Source organism: Niastella sp. OAS944 (assembly GCA_024809215.1).
Taxonomy (GTDB): Bacteria; Bacteroidota; Bacteroidia; order Chitinophagales; family Chitinophagaceae; genus Niastella.
Genome location: JANUBW010000006.1, coordinates 67,455 through 87,091 on the forward strand (window position 1 = coordinate 67,455; position 19,637 = coordinate 87,091).

The following is a 19,637-nucleotide window of genomic DNA, read 5'->3' on the forward strand; positions in this document are numbered from 1 at the left end:
CAGTCTGATTAATAGTTGAATGGTTCAGTTGCTGGTTTAAGATGAACTAAGAACTTAAAACTAAAAACTATTGGATGGTCATATTTGAAACGGATCGGCTTGTAATTCGCAGATACACACTTGACGATGAAGAAAACTTCTTCAATCTGAACGGCGATCCCGAGGTAATGAAATACATTCGGGAACCTAAGAGCCGCCAGGAGTGTAGTATATTCTTAAAACGCAACCTGGCTTATTACGAGCAGCAACCGCTGTTGGGCCGCTGGGCCATGATTGAAAAGGCAAGCAACGAATTTTGTGGCTCCTTTGCCGTTATTCCTGTTGAAACGGCTGACGCCAACCGGCATTCTGAAATACAATTAGGCTATGCTTTGTTGAAAGACCACTGGGGTAAGGGCTATGCCACCGAATCAACTGTAGGCGGCATGCAGTATGCTTTTGATATTTTGAAACTGCCGGTGATAGTGGCCATAACAGATACTGCCAACATTGCCTCGCAAAAAGTACTGCTGCGAAGCGGCTTTGAACAACAGCCCGATATTATGGAAGCCAACCGGCCGTTGTGTTATTTTAAAAGCAAAAATCCCAACGTAATAGAAACAGAACGGCTTCATTTATTTCCACTTACCATATCGCAATTAGAATTATACCTGAATGGCAGAGACGGCCTGGAACAGCTGTTGGGACTAACGCCATTTGGCCGCACCGTTGCACCACAGGTAAGGGACCGGGTTACCAATATCACTTTGCCAAAGATGCGCGAAGCCCGGGATGATGATTATCTTTTTCATACTTTTTGGCTGGTGGTTGATAAAACCAACAAAACCATTGTGGCTGAATTAGGTTTTAAAGGTCCGCCCATGGATGGTGGCCGTGTTGAGATAGGTTATGGCACCATGCCGCCCATGCAGGGCAAGGGGTATATGACCGAAGCTGTAAATGGCATTTTACAATGGGCAGCCGCCCGCAAAGATGTTAGTGTGGTGCTGGTGGAAACAAATGCCGATAATAAGGCTTCTATAAGAGTGGTGGAGAAGAATGGGTTTGAGATGATGACAAAACAAGCCGATAACCTGTATTGGAAGAAGCTTGTGTAAAGCCAATTTGATAATTAGCTAATGTGATAATATGATAATGAAATACAGACTCGCGTATATTCGGAATGCCGCGCAGAGGCATTATCACATTATCGCATTATCACATTAGCTAATTGACTATTTTAATACTCCGGATTCACCCCCGTGTAATTGTGCGGCGTTATCTTCTTCAACTCCTTCTTAACCGCCGCCGTCACCTTCAGTCCATCAATAAACTCATGCATGCTTTCCTGGGTAATGCCGTTTTTACCACGCGTTAATTCTTTCAGCGCTTCGTATGGCTGCGGGTAGTTTTCGCGGCGTAAAATAGTTTGAATGGCTTCGGCTACTACGGCCCAGTTCTTTTCCAGGTCAGCATTCAGGGCATTCGAATTCAACACCAGTTTACCCAAGCCTTTTTCAATAGATTTTATAGCGAGAATAATGTGTGCGAACGGAACGCCGATGTTACGCAAAACGGTTGAATCGGTAAGGTCGCGTTGCAGGCGGCTAACCGGTAATTTGCCGGCCAGGTGCTCAAGCAATGCGTTGGCTATACCCAGGTTGCCTTCGGCATTTTCAAAATCAATAGGGTTTACCTTATGCGGCATGGCGCTGGAGCCTATTTCACCCTTAACGGTCTTTTGCTTAAAGTACTCCATGGATATATAAGTCCAAATGTCGCGGCAAAGATCGATGAGGATGTTGTTGATGCGTTTCATGGCATCAAAATGTGCGGCCAGGTTATCGTAGTGTTCAATTTGCGTTGTGAACTGCTGGCGTTGTAAACCCAGTACGCCCTCCACGAATTCATTACCAAACGTTACCCAATCCTTTTCGGGAAAGGCTACCGCATGGGCGTTGAAGTTACCTGTGGCGCCGCCGAATTTAGCGGTAACAGGCACATTGATCACCTGTTCAACCTGGTTGCCGATGCGTTCAACAAACACCATTATCTCCTTACCTAAACGGGTAGGGCTGGCTGGTTGGCCATGGGTATGGGCCAGCATGGGTATGTCTTTCCATTCGGTTGCCAACAACTCCAGCTGACGGTTGAAGTTCAGCAGGGCTGGCAGGTATTCGTTTTCGATGGCATGTTTCCACGAAAGCGGAATGGCGGTATTATTAATATCCTGTGAGGTAAGTCCGAAGTGCACCCATTCCTGGATGTTTTCGGCGTCGAGGGAAGCTAGTTTTTCTTTCAGGAAGTACTCCACGGCCTTAACGTCGTGGTTGGTGATCTTTTCGGTGTCTTTTATCTTTTGAGCGTTCTCAACTGAGAAGTTCTCACAAATTTCCTGCAGGCCTTTCTTTTGGGCGGCCGTAAGGGAGAAGAATTTTTTATCGGCCAGGAACCGCACATACTCTACTTCTATTAGCACGCGGTATTTAATAAGAGCGAATTCAGAAAAATAGTCGTCTAAATGTTGAACCTGGTGGCGATAGCGTCCGTCAACAGGTGAAATGGCCGTAAGAGCGTTTAGTTCCATGAACAATTGTTGTTTATTGAGGCACGTCAGAGTACCTTTGTGCCCGCAAAATTAAATCAATTGAATAAGATTAAGGTTGGAATTGTTAATTATCTCAATACGAAGCCTTTAATATTTGGAATTCAGCATGCACCGGTGGCCAATGACCTGTTGTTGATTGAAGATTACCCGGCCAATGTGGCCCGTATGCTGGTAGAGGGAACAATTGATGTGGGCCTGGTTCCTGTGGCGGTGATCCCGCACCTGCAAGAGCATCACATTATTACCGATTATTGTATTGGTTGTACCGGTCCGGTGGCTTCAGTAGCTATTTTTAGTGAAGTTCCTATTGAAAAGGTAGAAAAAGTACTACTAGATTACCAAAGCCGCACCTCGGTGGCGCTGGCAAAAGTATTACTGAAAAAATACTGGAATATAGAGCCCAAACTGGTTGATACCAAAGCCGATTACCGCGCTCAAATAAAAGGTACCACTGCCGGCGTGGTCATTGGTGACCGGGCGCTGGAGCAACGTTTAAAATCAAACTATCTGTACGACCTGGGCACAGCCTGGATAGATCATACCGGTCTTCCCTTTGTGTTTGCCGCCTGGGTAAGCAACAAACCCCTGCCGGCCGATTTTATTGCCGCCTTTAACGAGGCCAATAAACTGGGGCTCCAGAACATAGATACTGCTGTGGCTGAAAATCCTTACCAGATCTACGATCTGCAAAAGTATTACCGCGAGAACATCAGCTATGAGCTTACCGATGAGAAAAGAAATGGGTTAGATAAGTTCCTTTCGTACCTGGAAGCTGAACGCGAAAAGCCGGTGAACCCCTCGTTGTTTGAGGGAAAATAAAAAGGGCTTTACCCTTCACTTCGCATACGTGAATACCACAACGGCATTCTTCTGTTCGGTAGAGGTAATGCGAACCTCGTATTGTTTTTTACCTGCTTTTACTACCATAAGCGAGGTATTGGGTGGAATTTCGCCAAGGTTTTCTGCCACCATTACCAGTTCATGATAGTTGGCAGTTTCATTGAGGTTTATTTTTAGGGTGAGCGCTTTTGCGGTTAACCGTTGTTTCGACAATACCAGCATTTTATCGAGGTATACAGAAATGGTATCATTGTCAATGGTACCATTGTCGTAAATATTGATCTCAATTTCGTTTTCGCTGGTGGCTATTGTGCTTGCCAGTTCATTTACGCGGTTGGCCAAAACGAAAGGGGCTGCAATAACGGCCTGTTGCGGCCATGTAACCTGTTCCGCTTTTGCTGTTTCAGGCTTTACTGTTTCTATGTTGGTTTTTGTTTCTATTGTAGCCTGCTGAACCTGTTTCTTTACTTTTCTCTTTACAATAAGATCATTATAAGCCTTCAGGGGCGTAAATGAAATATCGTCAATGGCAAAATCATTACCCGGTGCAATGGTATTTAAGTTGATGATGCCTATGGTGGCTTTGTTTGCTTTGCCTGAGTTCCACACACTTTCCATTTGCGCCCACTCAAAACTATTGTAACCCACCTGTACACCATTGCCCATTTTAATACCATTTATAACAAACTGTAGTTTGGGTGGATTGCTTCCCTTTTTATGAACATTGGCATTTTGTAACCAGGCCGCCAAATCATATGCGGTATTGGGTTGTATGTCTATTGTTTGCTGCCATATGACCCTGTTTGCAGCAGTAGCCCCGTTTACCAGCAACATATTGCCATTGCCGCTGGTACGATCGCGGCAATCGGCCAGTAATTTATTCCATGTAAGCGGCTGACCAGTTACGGTGTATTCGCCCTCACCATAGTTAAAAATGGTATAATCATACTGTGAGGTAAACTGGCTGTTCCCTTTGGAGAAATCGCCATTCACTACAAGGTTTTGGCTTGCACCTTTTTTATGCTGCGCCCAAACGCCTGTTGTTAACAACAGGCATTGGGCAGATAGTATTATTATTTCCGTTGCTTTCAGATGTTAAGCATTAAGCGGGTAATATAACCGGTTAACAGGCCAATATAGTACATCCCGTTTACGTAACCCCTATAAACAAATAAGTGCGCATTTTTGGCAATAGTTGTGCAGTTTTGGGCGATAAGTGCGTTGTATTTAATTGATACTCATTTTACACACTACTTAATTATAAATCAATATTTTTGGGTTTTTGTAATATGGCTGTTAAAGTCTCGATCATAATTCCGTGTTATAACCAGGGCCATTATTTAAAAGAGGTGCTGGAGAGTATAAGCGCCTGTAATTCAGAATTGTATGAGTTAATCATTGTGAATGATGGTTCAACCGACCAACGTACCATTGATGAGCTGAACAGCCTGAAAACCCAGGGATACCGGGTAATTTTTCAGGAGAACAAAGGCCTGTCGGGTGCCAGGAACACCGGAATTGCCCTGGCCACCGGAAAATACATTTTGCCCCTGGATGCCGATAATAAGGTTCGGCCGGCGTATTTGACCCGGGCCATTGGAATAATGGATGCCGACCCCTCGGTGGCCGTAGTGTATGGCAATGCCGAATATTTTGGAGAGAAAACGGGTATTTGGAAAACGGGCGGGTACAATATGCAAAAGCTCATGATCGCCAATTATATCGATGCCTGTGCGGTGATCAGAAAGGAAGCGTTGGATAAAGTTGGGCCCTACGATACCAACATGAAGCTGGGCTGGGAAGACTGGGAAATGTGGTTGCGTATTTCGTTTGCCGGCTATTTGTTCAGGTATGTTGATGAAGTGTTGTTCGATTACCGGGTAATGAACACCTCTATGTCGAAGACCCTGTATAACAATTATGCAAAACCCAACAGCATCGAAAATTACGTTCATCAAAAACACGCAGCCCGCATGGGGCACCAGTATATTACGGCGCATTGGGTAAAACGGTTCAAACAATCGCCCGTACTATTTGTGACCAAGCTGATCATTATGACGTATTTTCCGTCTTATTATAGTAAATTATTAAATAAAAATAAGGTTCGAAACGGATTGTAAGCGATACCTATGATAGAATCAAAACATTATAACGCCGACTTTTATGCCGATCAGCAGAATGGTTCTTACCTCTCTGCACAACGGGTATTACCAATTGTAAATGCTGTTTTCAAACCAGCCTCGGTGGTTGATGTGGGGTGCGGTGTAGGCTACTGGTTGAAAGTTTGGAAAGAAGAAACGCAGGTAAAAGAAGTAAAGGGTATTGAAGGTCCCTATGTAACCCCTGCCATGTTAAAGGTGGACCCGGCCTTTGTACAGTTCCAGGACCTGAAAGAACCGGTAAAACTGGACCGCAAGTTCGACCTGGCCATGTCGCTGGAAGTTGCAGAGCATTTGCCCGCCAGCCATGCCGAACAGTTTGTGCAATCGCTTACCTCATTAAGTAATGTGGTATTGTTCTCGGCTGCCGTAATAGGGCAGGAGGGCACCTATCACATCAATGAACAAATGCCCGAATACTGGAGCAACCTGTTTCAGAAATTTGGCTTTGTACCGGTTGATTATATTCGTCCCCTTATTTGGAATATGGACAATGTTGACTATTGGTACAAACAAAACATTTTATTGTTCATTCATAAAGACAGCATACAACAATATGCGCAATTGAAACCTGCGTTTGAAAATACCAATCCGCAGTATCTGGTTCGCATTCACCCATCGTTGTACCTCGAAAAGGAACGCCGGTTAAATAAAATGAAAACCTGGATAGGTTATACCCGCTGGCGGATGTACCTGGTAAAGAGAAAATTGCAAAAAAAGAAAGGCGTATGAGGCAGGAGGGACTGGCCCGGCTTAGCTCTGTTCATTTAAAGAAGAACAGGTCAGACTATATTGTAATGTATTATTTGATCGAAGACCTGAAAACGGCCATCGGCAAATATGCTAACGGCCAGGTGCTCGATATTGGATGTGGCAACAAACCCTATGAGCAATTGTTCGCCAACAAGGCAACAGGGTATGTTGGCTGCGATGTGGTGCAAAGCGATAAGAATAAGGTAGATGTTATTTGTGAAGCCACTAAACTGAACTTTCCCGACGCGCAATTCGATACGGTTTTCAGTACCCAGGTTATTGAACATGTGAACGATCCGTTCAAAATGATGCAGGAAGCCAACCGGGTGTTGAAACAGGACGGACTGGTGATCGTTTCGGCGCCGTTCACCTGGGAACTACATGAAGAACCCTACGATTTTTACCGGTATTCGAAATACGGACTGAAGGCCATGTTTGAGCAAAAAGGCTTTGAGGTGCTTGAAATAAAGGCCAACGGTGGTAAATGGGCAGCCATTTTCCAAATGAATATCAATATGGTATATTCTACCTTTAAAAAGAAACGGCTTTTGGTGAAACTGCTCAAAGGCCTGTTCATAAACCTTCACTTCACTGCATTGTTAAATAGAATAGCTATTTGGGTTGATAAAAGATACCACGATGAGCTATTGACTTTAAACTATGTTATCATTGCCAGGAAAATAAAAAATGTCTGATCCAATATTAATTTCAATTTGTATCCCTGCTTATAAACGGATTGATTTCCTGCAGCGGTTATTGCAATCTGTTGCAATACAAACCTTCCGTGATTTTGAAGTAGTGGTAACTGATGATAGTCCGGATAATAGTGTAAAAGAACTGTGTAACCAATACCTGGGTCAATTCCCATTACAGTATTTCAGGAACGTGCCGGTAAAAGGCACACCCGAGAACTGGAATGAAGGTATTCGCCAGGCAAAAGGCCAGTGGATTAAACTAATACACGACGACGACTGGCTGGCCAATGAGCACAGCCTGCAAAAGTTTGCCGATGCTATTAAGAACAATCCCCATGCCCGTTTCTTCTTTTGCGCTTACCGCAATAACTGGTTCCAAACCGGCCGCACCGAAGACATGCACATCAACGATTTTCGCTATAAGCAATTATTAAAACAACCGGCCGTATTGTTCTCAAGCAATGTGGTAGGACCGCCAAGCGTGGTGCTGCACCCCAACGACAAACAATTCTTTTACGATAACAAAGTGAAATGGGTGGTAGATATAGATTTTTATATCAGGTATTTTAAAACTACCCAACCGGTGCATATACCCGAAGTGCTGATGAATGTGGGCATGGGCGAGCACCAGGTAACACAGGATTGTTTTCGCAAACGCGAAGTGGAAGTGCCCGAGAATTTTTACCTGTTGGGTAAAGTGGGTATTGGTGCATTGAAAAATATGCTGGCATACGATGGCTGGTGGCGCATGATACGTAACCTCGAAATAACGAAAGAAGAAGAGATCCGTATTGCAGGTTACAGCGGCCCCATACACCCGGTAATTAGCTCCATGATAGGCTGGCAAAGGAAATTACCCCGCGTTGTGTTGAACAATGGCCTTGCTTCAAAGTTTTGTATGAGTTTGCATTTTCTTTTACATAGAAACCAATTGCGCCCATAATGGCTTTATCCATCATCATTGTTAACTATAAAACACCTGGCCTGCTGGTTGATTGTTTACGAACGGTTTTCACCGGCCGCGAAACCATTACGCAGGAGGTGATCGTTGTTGACAATGCATCGGGTGATAACAGCCGTGAGATCGTTACTACCGCTTTTCCCCAGGTAAAATGGATACCGCTTTCCTATAATGCAGGTTTTGCCCGCGCCAACAACGAAGGCATACGGCAATCGAGCGGCGATGTGGTGTTGTTGCTGAACAGCGATACGCTGAACGAAGACAACGCCATTGAAAATTGTTACCGTAAGTTTATTGCTTCGCCTTATGTGGCCTGCGGTGTACAATTGCTCAATGCCGACCGCACACCCCAGATCTCGGGCAATTTCTTTATGAAAGGCGGGTTGAACTACCTGCTGCCATTACCTTACCTCGGCAATTTTATTAAATGGCTGGGCAACCAGGTAAAGGTTGAAAAACCCAATGTGCCCGACTCCGATGCGTTGGTTGAAGTTGACTGGATCAATGGCGCTTTTTTAATGGTAAAAAAGACGGCTATTGAAAAAGCCGGTTTACTCGATGAGGATTTCTTCCTGTATGCCGAAGAGGCAGAATGGTGCAGCCGTTTACGAAAAACAGGCCAGCTTAGTATTTACGGCCAGTACAAAGTAATTCACCTGCAGGGCGAATCGGCCAATGAGGCCTTTGGTTCTTCGGGTAAAGGTTATTATAACCTGTACGACCGCAAGGGGTTACAGATCATGCTGTCGAATTTTGTACGCATTCGCAAACAATTTGGTGCCGCCTGGTACCTGGTACAGCTGGCGTTTTACACCTTCACTATTCCCGTGTTTTATATTGCCGGTTTTATAGAGAATATTTTCAGGTTGCGCAACCCGTTTGCCCATTTTGGCATGGCTACGCGGTTTGCCGCCAATGTTGGCCGTATATGGCGATTTACCCCTACCATTTTAGCAAATAAGCCTTATTTTTATAAGGTCTTATGAGATGGTTAGCCGCAGTTTTATTTTTACTATTTTCCCCCCTATACATATTCAGCCAGGAATACGGTTATACCCGTTATGATAGTAAGGATGGCCTGGCCAGCTCCACGGTATACTGCACAACGCAGGATGTAGAAGGTTTTATGTGGTTTGGTACCGAAACCGGGTTGAACCGCTTTGATGGCACCCATTTTAAAACTTTTACCCAGGAAGATGGTTTACCCGATAACGAGATCATTCAATTGTTTGCCGACTCAAAAGGCCGCGTTTGGATATCGCCGTTTAAAAAAACGATCTGCTATTATTATAAGGGAAAGATCTATAACCAGGATAACGATCCTTTATTAAAGAAGATACAGATAGGCGGTAATGTAATGCGGTTTGCAGAAGACGACAGGGGAAATGTATTGTTGATGGAAACAAACCAGTTTCACCAGGTCACCAACAAAAATGAAGTTTATACCGTTAAGGAAATACATGGCCGCCCTGTTCATTATCTGTCGGCGGTGGCCCGTAACCCGGCCGGTGGTTTTTGGGTGCTGGAGTCGAACAATCTGTATGAATATAATAACCGCTTGTTTAACCTGGACAGAACTTATGAACTGTTAGATTTTTATGTTGGTTTTGTTTCGTTGAACGATAAACTTATTGCGTTGCGGGATAATATAAAACGCAGTTCCATTCGCTCGTTTGTTACCAATAAAGTTATTTATTTACCCTCCGATACTTTTCAGCTCAACAATTGTGTGGTTGATGATGAACATGTGGCTGTTAATACAACCGATGGGGCCACCATTTACAATATCAATTACCCCGATAGTATACAACATTTTTTGCCGGGGGTGGGGGTTAGCTGGGTGCAAAAAGATAATGAAGGTAATTTATGGTTCACCACGCTGGGGCAGGGCGTTTACCGGTTAAATTCTGCTTCGGTTTTAAATACCAAATTCAGGGATAACAATACAAGTCACCAGGTATTTTCTTTTGCGGCGTATGGCAATTCAATAATCGCAGGCAGCGACCGTAATGTTGTTCACAAGTTGAATGTGCAAACCGGTAAAGAAGAAAGCAAGGCGTTACTGCGTACAAAGGGGCGGCCCGAGTCAACGGTGGCGCTGTTTGTAAATAAAGAAAAGAATATTGTTTCGGGCACATCCATGTGTTTGTCGCTGCTTTCGCCCCAATTCAATTTTTTAAAAGATCATCATTATATCTGTGTAAAAGGCTTTTATCCTTATAGGGATGATCTGCTGGTATTAACCGACAGAAGTATTTTCAGGATCAACCCCCTTAACCTGGCCATACGTGATACCATTTGGCACGAACGTGCCACGGCAGTGCATGTTGTAAACGATACTTTTTATATTGGGACCATCAATGGGTTGTTTCGTTTGCTTCCCAATGGCGTAAAGCAAAACCTGGGCGAAAGGTTTACGCCGCTAAGGAACCGCATTGCGGCCATTACGCGCGATACCAACAACGTATTATGGATTGCCACTTTAGGAGGCGGCATGATCGCTTTTAAAAATGAGACCATACTTACTTTATTAAAACAGGAGTGCGGCTTAACAAGTAATATTTGCCGTACCCTTTTTTTGCACGGCAACTCATTATGGGTAGGCACAAACAGAGGGCTTAATAAAATACGCATCGATGATACTACCTACCCGGTAAAAAAATATACAACGGGCGATGGCCTGGTCTCAGATATCATCAACGTATTGTATGTAGATAAAAGCAAAGTGTTTGTAGGTACGCCCGAAGGCGTTACTTTTTTTGATGAAGAAAAAGTAGCCAGCCAGAGCCGCTGCGATATGCGGTTTATTGATATAACCATTGGCGGACAACTATACTATCCCGATGAGGCGCCGGTAATGGTGCCACATGCAAAGAACAGTCTGCAATTTAATTATGTAGGTATTTCCTATAGATCATCGGGCGATATCCGCTATCGTTACCGGTTACTGGGCCTCGATAGCAATTGGATAGAGACCCGCGAAACACAACTTAATTTTCCCACGCTGCCATCGGGCGATTATACGCTGCAAATACAGGCCATTAATAAATTCGATGTACGCAGCCGCCCGCTCGTTGCACGCTTTACTATTGAAAAACTGCTGTACGAAAAGCTTTGGTTCCAGATATTGGTTGATGCATTATTTGTGGCGGTAGTTGGTTTCTTTGCCTGGCTTATTATTCGCCGCATACGTAAACGTGAGCAGGAAAAAACAGCCACCACCAAACGTATAAGCGAGCTGGAACAATTATCGCGCAAGGCGCAAATGAACCCGCATTTCATTTTTAATAGCCTTAACTCTATACAACAATATGTAATGGATGCCGATGTGGCCGGCGCCAATAAATTCATTTCGGGGTTCTCGAGGCTCATAAGGCAAACACTCGATTTTTCAAGTAAACCCGAAATAAGCCTCGAAGAAGAGCTGGATTACCTCACCAACTATTTGGATATTGAAAGAACGCGGTTGGAAGATGCGTTCTCCTGGGCGGTGAACATCGATAATGAAGTACATACGGCAGATTATTATATTCCTCCTATGATCTTACAGCCGTTTGTAGAGAACAGTGTGCGCCATGGGCTGCGCTTTCGCAAGGATAAAGCGGGTAAGGTAACCATTTCGGTAAAACGCGAAGGCGATTACCTCGTTTGTATTTTGGAAGATAACGGGGTAGGGCGCAAAGCGGCTATGAAGTATAAAAGTATTTCACCCATCAATTACCAGTCGAAAGGTATGTCGCTGACGGCCGATCGTATAGATATGTTCAATAAGGAACATGCGCAGAAGATCAGCATGCAGATAGATGATCTGGAAGATGATGAGCAAAACGCATTGGGTACCCGGGTAACCATACGTTTTCCGGTGCTTTAAAACTGAATAATGAAAAGGTTTGTATATATAGTGTTGCTAACGTTTGTGGTGCCATTGGCCGTTTGTGGCCAGGAGTATGGCTATACCCAATACAATAGCAGGGATGGCCTTGCAGGAGGCACCATTTATTGTATGGTGCAGGATAAAGATGGGTTTATATGGCTGGGCACAGAAGGTGGCCTCAGCCGGTTCGATGGCACCCATTTTAAAAGCTTTACCCGCGAAGATGGTTTGCCCGATAATGAAGTGGTGCAATTGTTTGCCGATTCAAAAGGCCGTATATGGATAGCGCCGTTCAAAAAAACGGTGTGTTACTACTACAAAGGGAAAATACATACGGCCGAAAATGACCCCATGCTTAAGCGTATCCCCGTTGTTGACTACATTATTCATTTTGCAGAGGACGAAGCCGGTAACATGCTGTTGCAGGAGTATAATAAAATGTATTTGGTAAGTGCGCAAGGGCAGGTGCAGGTTGTTGATTCAGTAAACGGCAAACCCTTTATACAAATAGCCAATATCTGCGCCCACCCCGGTGGTGGGTTTATTGTTATAGATCAGGGCAGGGCATATGATTTTGTAAACGGGCATTTTAGTTTAAAAAAAGAAGTAAATGTATACTCCGGCGGGCACTTCAGCTATTTTGCATTTAACAGCCGGGTGTTGGTGTGGCGCAGAGACAGGTTTGTTACTGAAGCCGGTTATTTTAACCGGCCAGGCAGCGTAACTTTCCCTTTGGCCGAAACACATATCAATTACAATTTGCTCGATGATGATCATTTTGGCAATTGTACCCACGAAGGGGCAATCGTTTATGATATAAGCGGAAAAGACAGCGTACGTCATTTTCTGCCCGGTGTACCTGTAAACAATATGCTAAAGGATACGGAGGGTAACATATGGTTTGGTACGGCCGGGCATGGCCTGTACAGGTTAGGGTCGCCCTATGTGCTGAATTTAAAACTACGCAACAACAATTTGCCCAACCAGGTTTTTGCCCTGGCCCCGTACGGTGAAACAATCATGGCCACCACCGAATTAAACCTGCTTTACAAATTGAACCGGAAAACCGGCCGGCTGCATAATGAAACGGTTGCGCTACAGGAAAAAGGATTTAATCCTATTTCAAAGATGATCGTTTACAAAGACCGGTTTGCGGTGTACGGATCAAATTATTCGGTGTACTGCACCGATCTTGATTTTATAAGATTAAAGAAACAGGTATACCCGTTGGCCTTTAAAGATTTTTGTTTAAGCGGCGATAAATTATACGTGGCCACTAAAGACAATGTATTTGTAATTTATCCCGATACCTGGATAATATCCGACACAGTATGGCACGGCCGGTCAACCTCGGTATATGCCGATAAGGATACAGCCTATATAGGCACCCTGGATGGCTTATATCGTCATTTACCCAATGGCACAACACAATGTTTAGGCGATAAAGCACCGGCATTAAAAACCCGTATCACCTGTATACAAAAAGATTCCGCGGGTACTGTATGGGTGGGCACATATGGCGATGGCCTCATTGCAGTAAAAAATGACCGCGTTATAGCCACGCTTAATCGCCGGAACGGGTTAACAAGTAATGTATGCCGTACCTTTTATTTAAGTGGAAATTGTTTATGGGTAGGCACCGATAAAGGCATTAATAAAATAAATGTGGCCCAGCCCGGTTTCCCCATAACAAAATATACCACCGGCGATGGCCTTGTTTCGGATATTACCAATGCATTGTACGTAGACAGTAATAAAGTGTTTGTAGGTTCACCCGAAGGCATTACTTTTTTTGATGAAGAAAAACTGATCAGCCAGTCGCGCTGCGATCTGTTGTTCACCGATATTTCGGTTGGCGGTAATACCTGGAGTTTTGACAGCATACCCGCCCTTATAGATCATAATAAGAACAGCATACGATTTGATTATGTAGGTATATCTTATAAATCGGGTGGCGATGTACGGTACCGCTATCGCTTGCTGGGGCTCGATAGCACCTGGCGCGAAACCCGCGAAACCTTTGTGAGTTACCCCACGCTTCCTTCGGGCGACTATCAATTTCAATTACAGGCGCTCAATAAGTTCGATATACACAGCAAAATGTTAACGGCTGGGTTTACCATCGATAAAATGTTATACGAGCGCACCTGGTTCAGGTTGTTGTTAGGGTTGTTGTTTTTGGCGGTCACGGGTATTGCCGTAACATTGATCATAAGGCGTATAAGACGGCGTGAGCAGGAAAAAACGGCCATCAGCAAACGCATCAATGAGTTGGAACAGCTATCGCGCAAGGCGCAAATGAACCCGCACTTTATTTTTAACAGCCTCAACTCAATTCAGCATTATGTCTTGAACTCCGATCTTATGGGGGCCAATAAGTTTATTTCAAGTTTCTCCCGGCTCATAAGACAAACACTCGATTTTTCTTCTAAGCCTGAAATAAGTCTGGAAGAAGAGTTGGATTACCTCACCAATTACCTTGAGCTGGAAAAAACACGGCTGGAAGATTCTTTTGCCTGGCAGGTGCATATTGATAAAACCGTAAACCCGGCCGACTATTATATACCGCCCATGATACTACAACCGTTTGTGGAGAACAGCGTACGGCATGGCTTGCGTTTCAGGCGCGATAAAAACGGCATAGTGACCATTTCGGTACACCGCGAAGGCGATTACCTCATCTGCGTGCTTGAAGATAATGGCGTAGGCCGTAAAGCGGCCATGCAGTATAAAAGTATTTCACCAATCAATTATCAGTCAAAAGGATTGTCGCTAACGGCCGATAGAATAGAAATGTTCAACAAAGAGCATGAACAAAAAATATCAATGTTCATCGATGACCTGGTTGACGATGCGCAAAATGCACTGGGCACAAAAGTAACCTTAAGTTTTCCCGTATTCTAATGTAACAAATGAAGTTGATCATATACATATTGTTTGTAAGCCTGCTGCCATTGGCCGTTTTTAGCCAGGAGTATGGCTATACGCAATACAATAGCAAGGATGGGCTTGCCGGCTCTACTGTGTATAGTATGGTGCAGGATAAAGATGGGTTCCTTTGGTTTGGCACCGAAAGCGGTTTGAGCCGTTTTGATGGTACCCATTTTAAAAACTTCAGCCGGCAGGAGGGTTTACCCGATAACGAGATCATTCAGGTGTTTGCCGATTCAAAAGGACGCGTTTGGATAGTGCCGTTTAAAAAATCGGTTTGCTATTATTATAAGGGGAAGATCTATACATCGGCAAACGATCCCATGCTGAAAAAGATACCGGTGAAAGATTTTGTAATAGGTTTTGCCGAAGATAAAGCAGGCAATGTGCTGATGCATGAAACCGGTATTATGTATTTGGTGAAAGCCAATGACGAAGTTGTTGTTATAGATAAAATAAATGGGCAACCCATTGAATATATCAATGGCATAGCCACCGGTGTTGATGGTAAGTTTTTGGTATGCGATGGCCACCGGTTGTATGATGTAGATAATGAACGGTTCCTGTTGCACAAGACCATTGGTTTCTTTAGAAATCATCATTCAACTTTTGCCATGAATGGCCAAACCATTTTCTGGCGAAGGGACAGCTTACTAAATGCAGTGCTTACAGTCGATGCGGATAAATGTTTTTCTTTTCCGTTCAATGTGAATTATATCAATCAGTGCATCATAGATAACGAACATGTAGGTTTAGGCACCCACGATGGTGCGTATGTATACGATAAAAGAAGTCCTGAAAAACCCTTGCATTTTTTGCCGGGGTTATCGGTCAACAATATGCTAAGGGATTCTGAAGGTAATCTCTGGTTTACAACACTGGGCCATGGCGTGTACCAGTTAAGTTCGCCCTCGGTGTTGAATATCAGGATCAGGAAGAATAACATGCCGGCCGAAGTTTTTTCCTTTACCCGGTTCAAAGAATCTATTTTGGCCGGAAGTGAAGTAACTGAAATATACCAAATGAACCGCAAGACCGGCGAAATGGAAGAGAAGCGGCTTTCGCTGCAGCATTTGGGCATTAACCCGGTTGGTTTTCTTGCTAATTACAAGAACAAATTTGTTATATACGGAACCAGTAATTATATCTCACAACTGAACCCCGGTAATAATAAAAATCCTGTGATCAACGACATTGTTATAAAGGGAATTTTTTTACACGGCGATCTGTTGTATATAGCAACCAAGGACAATATGGTTACCATGGACCCACAAACGCTGCGCATTAAAGACACCATTTGGAACGAACGCTCAACAGCCGTTTTTGTAAGCCATGATACCGTTTATATTGGCACCTTAAATGGTTTGTATTGCCGTTACCCCAATGGCAGTTCGCAATGCCTGGGCGATAAAGTGCCCGCATTGCGTACCCGTATAACCAATATTCAACAGGATGCATGGGGTACATTATGGGTAGGCACCTATGGCGACGGACTTTTAGGTTATAGAGACGGGCGTTTGGTGGCCGATATAAAACAGGCGCAGGGACTTGCCAGCAATGTTTGCCGCACCTTGTTTTTAAACGGCCGTCATTTGTGGGTTGGTACAGATAGAGGGCTGAGCAAGGTTGATGTGGTGCAATTGCGTCACCCTGTGATAAAATACACAACCGGCGATGGGCTTATTGCCGATATTATAAATGCCATTTACGTTGATAGTAATAAAGTTTTTGTAGGTACACCTGAGGGCATCACTTTTTTTGATGAAGAAAAAATGAGTAACCAGTCGGAATGCAATTTAAAGTTCACCGATGTTACGGTGGGCGATACAACGTATTATCCCGGGCTGGCACCTACGAAAATTTCCCATAATAAAAATAGTATCGGGTTTGGTTTTGTGGGTATTTCTTACCGGTCAACCGGCGATATCCGTTACCGGTACCGGTTGCTGGGGCTCGATAGTGGCTGGCACGAAACGCGTACAACATTTGTAAGCTACCCCACGCTGCCCTCGGGCGAATATGAGTTACAGCTACAGGCCTTTAATAAATTCGATGTACCCAGTAAATTGCTGGTTGCGCCTTTTGTTATAGAAAAACTGTTGTACGAAAAAACCTGGTTCCGGCTATTGATGGTAATGTCGTTTTTGGCGTTAACAGGTTTGCTGGTATGGGTCATTATTCGCCGGGTACGTAAACGGGAGCAGGAGAAAACAGCCTTTATTAAACGAATTGCCGATTTGGAGCAGCTGTCGCGCAAGGCGCAAATGAACCCGCATTTCATTTTTAACAGCCTTAACTCCATTCAGCAGTATGTAATGGATGCCGATGTAACAGGCGCTAATAAATTTATTTCCGGCTTTTCGCGGTTGATAAGGCAAACGCTCGATTTTTCGTCAAAACCCGAGATCAGCCTGGAAGAGGAACTGGATTATTTGACGAATTACCTGGAGCTGGAAAAAACAAGGTTGGAGAACGCCTTTTCGTGGGTGGTTTCCATTGACCCGGCGGTTGACCCCGCCGAATATTATATTCCGCCCATGATCTTACAGCCGTTTGTAGAGAACAGTGTGCGGCATGGGTTACGGTTCCGGCGCGATAAAAATGGCGTTGTAACGATAACGGTGAAGCGGGAAGGTGAACACCTGATCTGTATTTTGGAAGATAACGGGGTAGGCCGAAAGGCGGCCATGGAGTATAAAAGCATTTCACCCATCAATTATCAGTCTAAGGGTTTGTCCTTAACGGCAGACCGAATTTCGATGTTTAATCAGGAACATTCCGAAAAGATTTATATGGTGATCGAGGACCTGGAAGATAAATTTCACAATTCCTTGGGGACCAGAGTGACAATAAGTTTTCCTGTTTTATAATATATTTATTTTTCTTTGTTGTATGATAAACGCTCTGATTGTAGACGACGAACCTAAGAATATTCGCATTTTGAATGGTTTGTTAAACGAATGTTGCCCGGATGTAAACATTGTAGGGGAAGCCGTAAGTGCCGAAACGGCCATGCCCCTTATTGCAGAAAAGAAGCCCGACCTGGTATTTCTTGATATTGAAATGCCGCATGGGAATGCTTTTGACCTGCTCGACAAAATAATGCCCATCGAATTTGAGATCATCTTCATAACGGCCTTTGATGCTTATACGCTAAAGGCGTTCAAATACAGTGCGCTTGATTACCTGTTGAAACCGGTTAGTATGGACGAATTAAAAACGGCGGTGAACAAAGCCAAAGAGCGCATTCGTTTCAAAAATATAAATGTACAGTTACAGAACCTGATGTTCAACATCAATAAACCCAACTCCTCGCTGCAAAAAATAGCCCTGCCTAATAATGAAGGGCTGGTGTTTGTGCAGCTGGCCGAGATCATAAGGTTTGAAGCCAAGGGCGGTTATACATATGTACATTCTACCGACAATCAGAAATATGTTTCCTCAAGGATCATTAAAGAATATGAAGAAATTTTACCTGCCGATATCTTTTTCCGCATTCATAACTCGCATATCATTAACCTCAACTTTGTAAAGAAATATCACAAGGGCAGGGGCGGGTTAATTGAGATGAGTGATAATGCGTTGATAGAGGTGGCGACGCGGCGTAAAGAAGAATTCCTTGGTAAATTTGGGTATAAGTGAGTTGACTAGGAGTTGAAAAGTTGATAGCGGTGATAGAGTTGATAGAGGAAATACAAGTTGACGAGTTAAAAAGTTAACGAGTTGACGAGGTGTGCGAACTTCGCGAGACCTTTCACGTTTGCCGTTTCACGTTTCACGATAGCGAGGCCTGAAATTCCGGAAACCATTGCTGATTGCCGATTCACGATTGCCGTATTAGAACCACAATCTAGCCTCCACCATTTTAAGATACTTCAAGCCTGTTTCATTAACAGGCTTTCTTTTTTCAGAGAAGGGAATTCCAAAAACTTCACCCCAACCTTTTAACCAGCCGCCGAAGTCATAGTTGGTTTTGCGCAAATACTCAAAGCTCCACATAAAGGCGGTTGAAAAGAAATAGATCATGGGCAGATATTTGTATGCCACTTTGCTTTTATTCACCCACATGCCGCGCAGCTTTTCTTTTTTGGTTTGCCGGCCCAATGGCGATTCCTTGTGCAGAATGATCACCCGGTCGTCATACACAATATCGAACCCCGCATCGATGGCGCGATAGCTGAGATCGTATTCTTCCATCCCATAAAAGAAGTTGGTAGGGTAGTAGCCGGTCTTTTCAAAAATATCGCGGTGAATGGCATGGGCGCAGCCTACAAAATACCCGGTTTGAAAATGGTGCCAGTTTTTACGCCGCTCGAATTGTTTATGCGGGAAGGCGGTTATTTGAAGTTCACCGGTAGAATGGTAATATACCTTGAAGGAAATAATACCAGTGGGGCGGTTGGTTTCTACCTGCGGCTGGTTGAATATCTCCTTTATGTAATGCAATGCATCGAGGTTTTTGAACAGCGCATCGTCATCGAGAAATACCAGGTATTGGGCCGTGCTTTTTTGAATGGCGAAATTGCGGCCTCGCGAAACGCCCAGGTTCTCATCTGCCATATAATAGCGGAAGGGAATTTGTGGGTGTTGTTGAATAAACGACTCCAGTGCCGAATACGATTCCGTGCTTTTGTTATTTACAAAAATAACCTCGCTGCACAGGGTGGTAACATCCTGCAGCTGGCTGATGTTTTGCGCCAGTTCCAGCGCATCTTCGGGCCGGTTATAGGTGATGATAACTATAGCTATTCCGTTATTTGTATTGGGTGCTGTCATAATCTGGTACAAAAGTAAAATGTCGAAGTGTTATTCCTTCGACATTTTACTTTCATTATTT

14 protein-coding genes are annotated in these 19,637 nt (G+C 44.0%); 11 read left to right on the forward strand and 3 right to left on the reverse strand.

Features of this window, described 5'->3' with window-relative positions:
• Positions 1-74: 74 nt before the first annotated feature.
• The gene (locus GGD38_RS23020) at positions 75-1,097 is read left to right on the forward strand and encodes a GNAT family N-acetyltransferase (protein WP_375301799.1); all 1,023 of its coding nucleotides are present in this window, start codon (positions 75-77) and stop codon (positions 1,095-1,097) included.
• A 122-nt stretch (positions 1,098-1,219) separates the two neighbouring features.
• Here the strand turns inward: GGD38_RS23020 and purB are convergent, their stop codons facing one another.
• Positions 1,220-2,566, reverse strand: coding sequence for an adenylosuccinate lyase (gene purB, locus GGD38_RS23025; RefSeq protein WP_375301798.1), 1,347 nt, complete (start codon positions 2,564-2,566; stop codon positions 1,220-1,222).
• A gap of 60 nt (positions 2,567-2,626) precedes the next feature.
• Here purB and GGD38_RS23030 point away from each other — a divergent pair, with 60 nt between their 5' ends.
• A complete protein-coding gene (locus tag GGD38_RS23030) occupies positions 2,627-3,406 on the forward strand; it encodes a menaquinone biosynthetic enzyme MqnA/MqnD family protein (RefSeq protein WP_375301797.1) in 780 nt (259 codons plus the stop codon).
• A gap of 15 nt (positions 3,407-3,421) precedes the next feature.
• Here the strand turns inward: GGD38_RS23030 and GGD38_RS23035 are convergent, their stop codons facing one another.
• Positions 3,422-4,477, reverse strand: a complete 1,056-nt coding sequence (locus GGD38_RS23035; RefSeq protein ID WP_375301796.1) for a hypothetical protein — start codon at positions 4,475-4,477, stop codon at positions 3,422-3,424.
• Positions 4,478-4,716: 239 nt separating this feature from the next.
• Between GGD38_RS23035 and GGD38_RS23040 the strand changes: the two genes are divergently transcribed.
• From GGD38_RS23040 to GGD38_RS23080, 9 genes are read left to right on the forward strand one after another with little or no spacing between them, the layout of a single operon-like run.
• Positions 4,717-5,547 (forward strand): glycosyltransferase family 2 protein, encoded by an 831-nt coding sequence (locus tag GGD38_RS23040; RefSeq protein WP_375301795.1) that lies wholly within the window; start codon positions 4,717-4,719, stop codon positions 5,545-5,547.
• A 9-nt stretch (positions 5,548-5,556) separates the two neighbouring features.
• Positions 5,557-6,318 (forward strand): methyltransferase domain-containing protein, encoded by a 762-nt coding sequence (locus tag GGD38_RS23045; RefSeq protein WP_375303887.1) that lies wholly within the window; start codon positions 5,557-5,559, stop codon positions 6,316-6,318.
• Entirely contained in the window at positions 6,315-7,034 is a 720-nt protein-coding gene (locus tag GGD38_RS23050) for a class I SAM-dependent methyltransferase (protein WP_375301792.1), read from the forward strand. Before GGD38_RS23045 ends, GGD38_RS23050 begins: the two co-directional genes overlap by 4 nt.
• Complete coding sequence (locus GGD38_RS23055) at positions 7,027-7,977, forward strand: glycosyltransferase family 2 protein (RefSeq protein ID WP_375301791.1); 951 nt, start codon at positions 7,027-7,029, stop codon at positions 7,975-7,977. The genes GGD38_RS23050 and GGD38_RS23055 overlap by 8 nt, the downstream gene beginning before the upstream one ends.
• Positions 7,977-8,981 (forward strand): glycosyltransferase family 2 protein, encoded by a 1,005-nt coding sequence (locus GGD38_RS23060; RefSeq protein ID WP_375301790.1) that lies wholly within the window; start codon positions 7,977-7,979, stop codon positions 8,979-8,981. The genes GGD38_RS23055 and GGD38_RS23060 overlap by 1 nt, the downstream gene beginning before the upstream one ends.
• On the forward strand, positions 8,978-11,866 hold the full coding sequence (locus GGD38_RS23065; protein ID WP_375301789.1) for a histidine kinase: 2,889 nt from the start codon (positions 8,978-8,980) through the stop codon (positions 11,864-11,866). Before GGD38_RS23060 ends, GGD38_RS23065 begins: the two co-directional genes overlap by 4 nt.
• Before the next feature lie 9 nt (positions 11,867-11,875).
• Positions 11,876-14,773 (forward strand): two-component regulator propeller domain-containing protein, encoded by a 2,898-nt coding sequence (locus GGD38_RS23070; protein ID WP_375301788.1) that lies wholly within the window; start codon positions 11,876-11,878, stop codon positions 14,771-14,773.
• Between the two features lie 8 nt (positions 14,774-14,781).
• On the forward strand, positions 14,782-17,670 hold the full coding sequence (locus tag GGD38_RS23075) for a two-component regulator propeller domain-containing protein (protein WP_375301787.1): 2,889 nt from the start codon (positions 14,782-14,784) through the stop codon (positions 17,668-17,670).
• Between the two features lie 22 nt (positions 17,671-17,692).
• Positions 17,693-18,442 carry a LytR/AlgR family response regulator transcription factor gene (locus tag GGD38_RS23080; RefSeq protein ID WP_375301786.1) on the forward strand — a complete coding sequence of 250 codons (750 nt, stop codon included), beginning with the start codon at positions 17,693-17,695 and terminating at the stop codon, positions 18,440-18,442.
• 195 nt (positions 18,443-18,637) lie between these two features.
• On the opposite strand, the gene GGD38_RS23085 is transcribed toward GGD38_RS23080, so the two are convergent.
• Positions 18,638-19,576: a glycosyltransferase family 2 protein gene (locus tag GGD38_RS23085; protein WP_375301785.1), complete on the reverse strand. Its 939-nt coding sequence runs from the start codon at positions 19,574-19,576 to the stop codon at positions 18,638-18,640.
• Positions 19,577-19,637 lie beyond the last annotated feature (61 nt).

Bases quoted from the DNA above. Each gene is read 5' to 3' on its own strand.
- GGD38_RS23085 (WP_375301785.1), bottom strand. From the start codon at position 19,576: ATGACAGCACCCAATACAAATAACGGAATAGCTATAGTTATCATCACC.
- GGD38_RS23045 (WP_375303887.1), top strand. From the start codon at position 5,557: ATGATAGAATCAAAACATTATAACGCCGACTTTTATGCCGATCAGCAG.
- GGD38_RS23055 (WP_375301791.1), top strand. From the start codon at position 7,027: ATGTCTGATCCAATATTAATTTCAATTTGTATCCCTGCTTATAAACGG.
- purB (WP_375301798.1), bottom strand. From the start codon at position 2,566: ATGGAACTAAACGCTCTTACGGCCATTTCACCTGTTGACGGACGCTAT.
- GGD38_RS23040 (WP_375301795.1), top strand. From the start codon at position 4,717: ATGGCTGTTAAAGTCTCGATCATAATTCCGTGTTATAACCAGGGCCAT.
- GGD38_RS23075 (WP_375301787.1), top strand. From the start codon at position 14,782: ATGAAGTTGATCATATACATATTGTTTGTAAGCCTGCTGCCATTGGCC.
- GGD38_RS23050 (WP_375301792.1), top strand. From the start codon at position 6,315: ATGAGGCAGGAGGGACTGGCCCGGCTTAGCTCTGTTCATTTAAAGAAG.
- GGD38_RS23070 (WP_375301788.1), top strand. From the start codon at position 11,876: ATGAAAAGGTTTGTATATATAGTGTTGCTAACGTTTGTGGTGCCATTG.
- GGD38_RS23065 (WP_375301789.1), top strand. From the start codon at position 8,978: ATGAGATGGTTAGCCGCAGTTTTATTTTTACTATTTTCCCCCCTATAC.
- GGD38_RS23020 (WP_375301799.1), top strand. From the start codon at position 75: ATGGTCATATTTGAAACGGATCGGCTTGTAATTCGCAGATACACACTT.
- GGD38_RS23080 (WP_375301786.1), top strand. From the start codon at position 17,693: ATGATAAACGCTCTGATTGTAGACGACGAACCTAAGAATATTCGCATT.
- GGD38_RS23060 (WP_375301790.1), top strand. From the start codon at position 7,977: ATGGCTTTATCCATCATCATTGTTAACTATAAAACACCTGGCCTGCTG.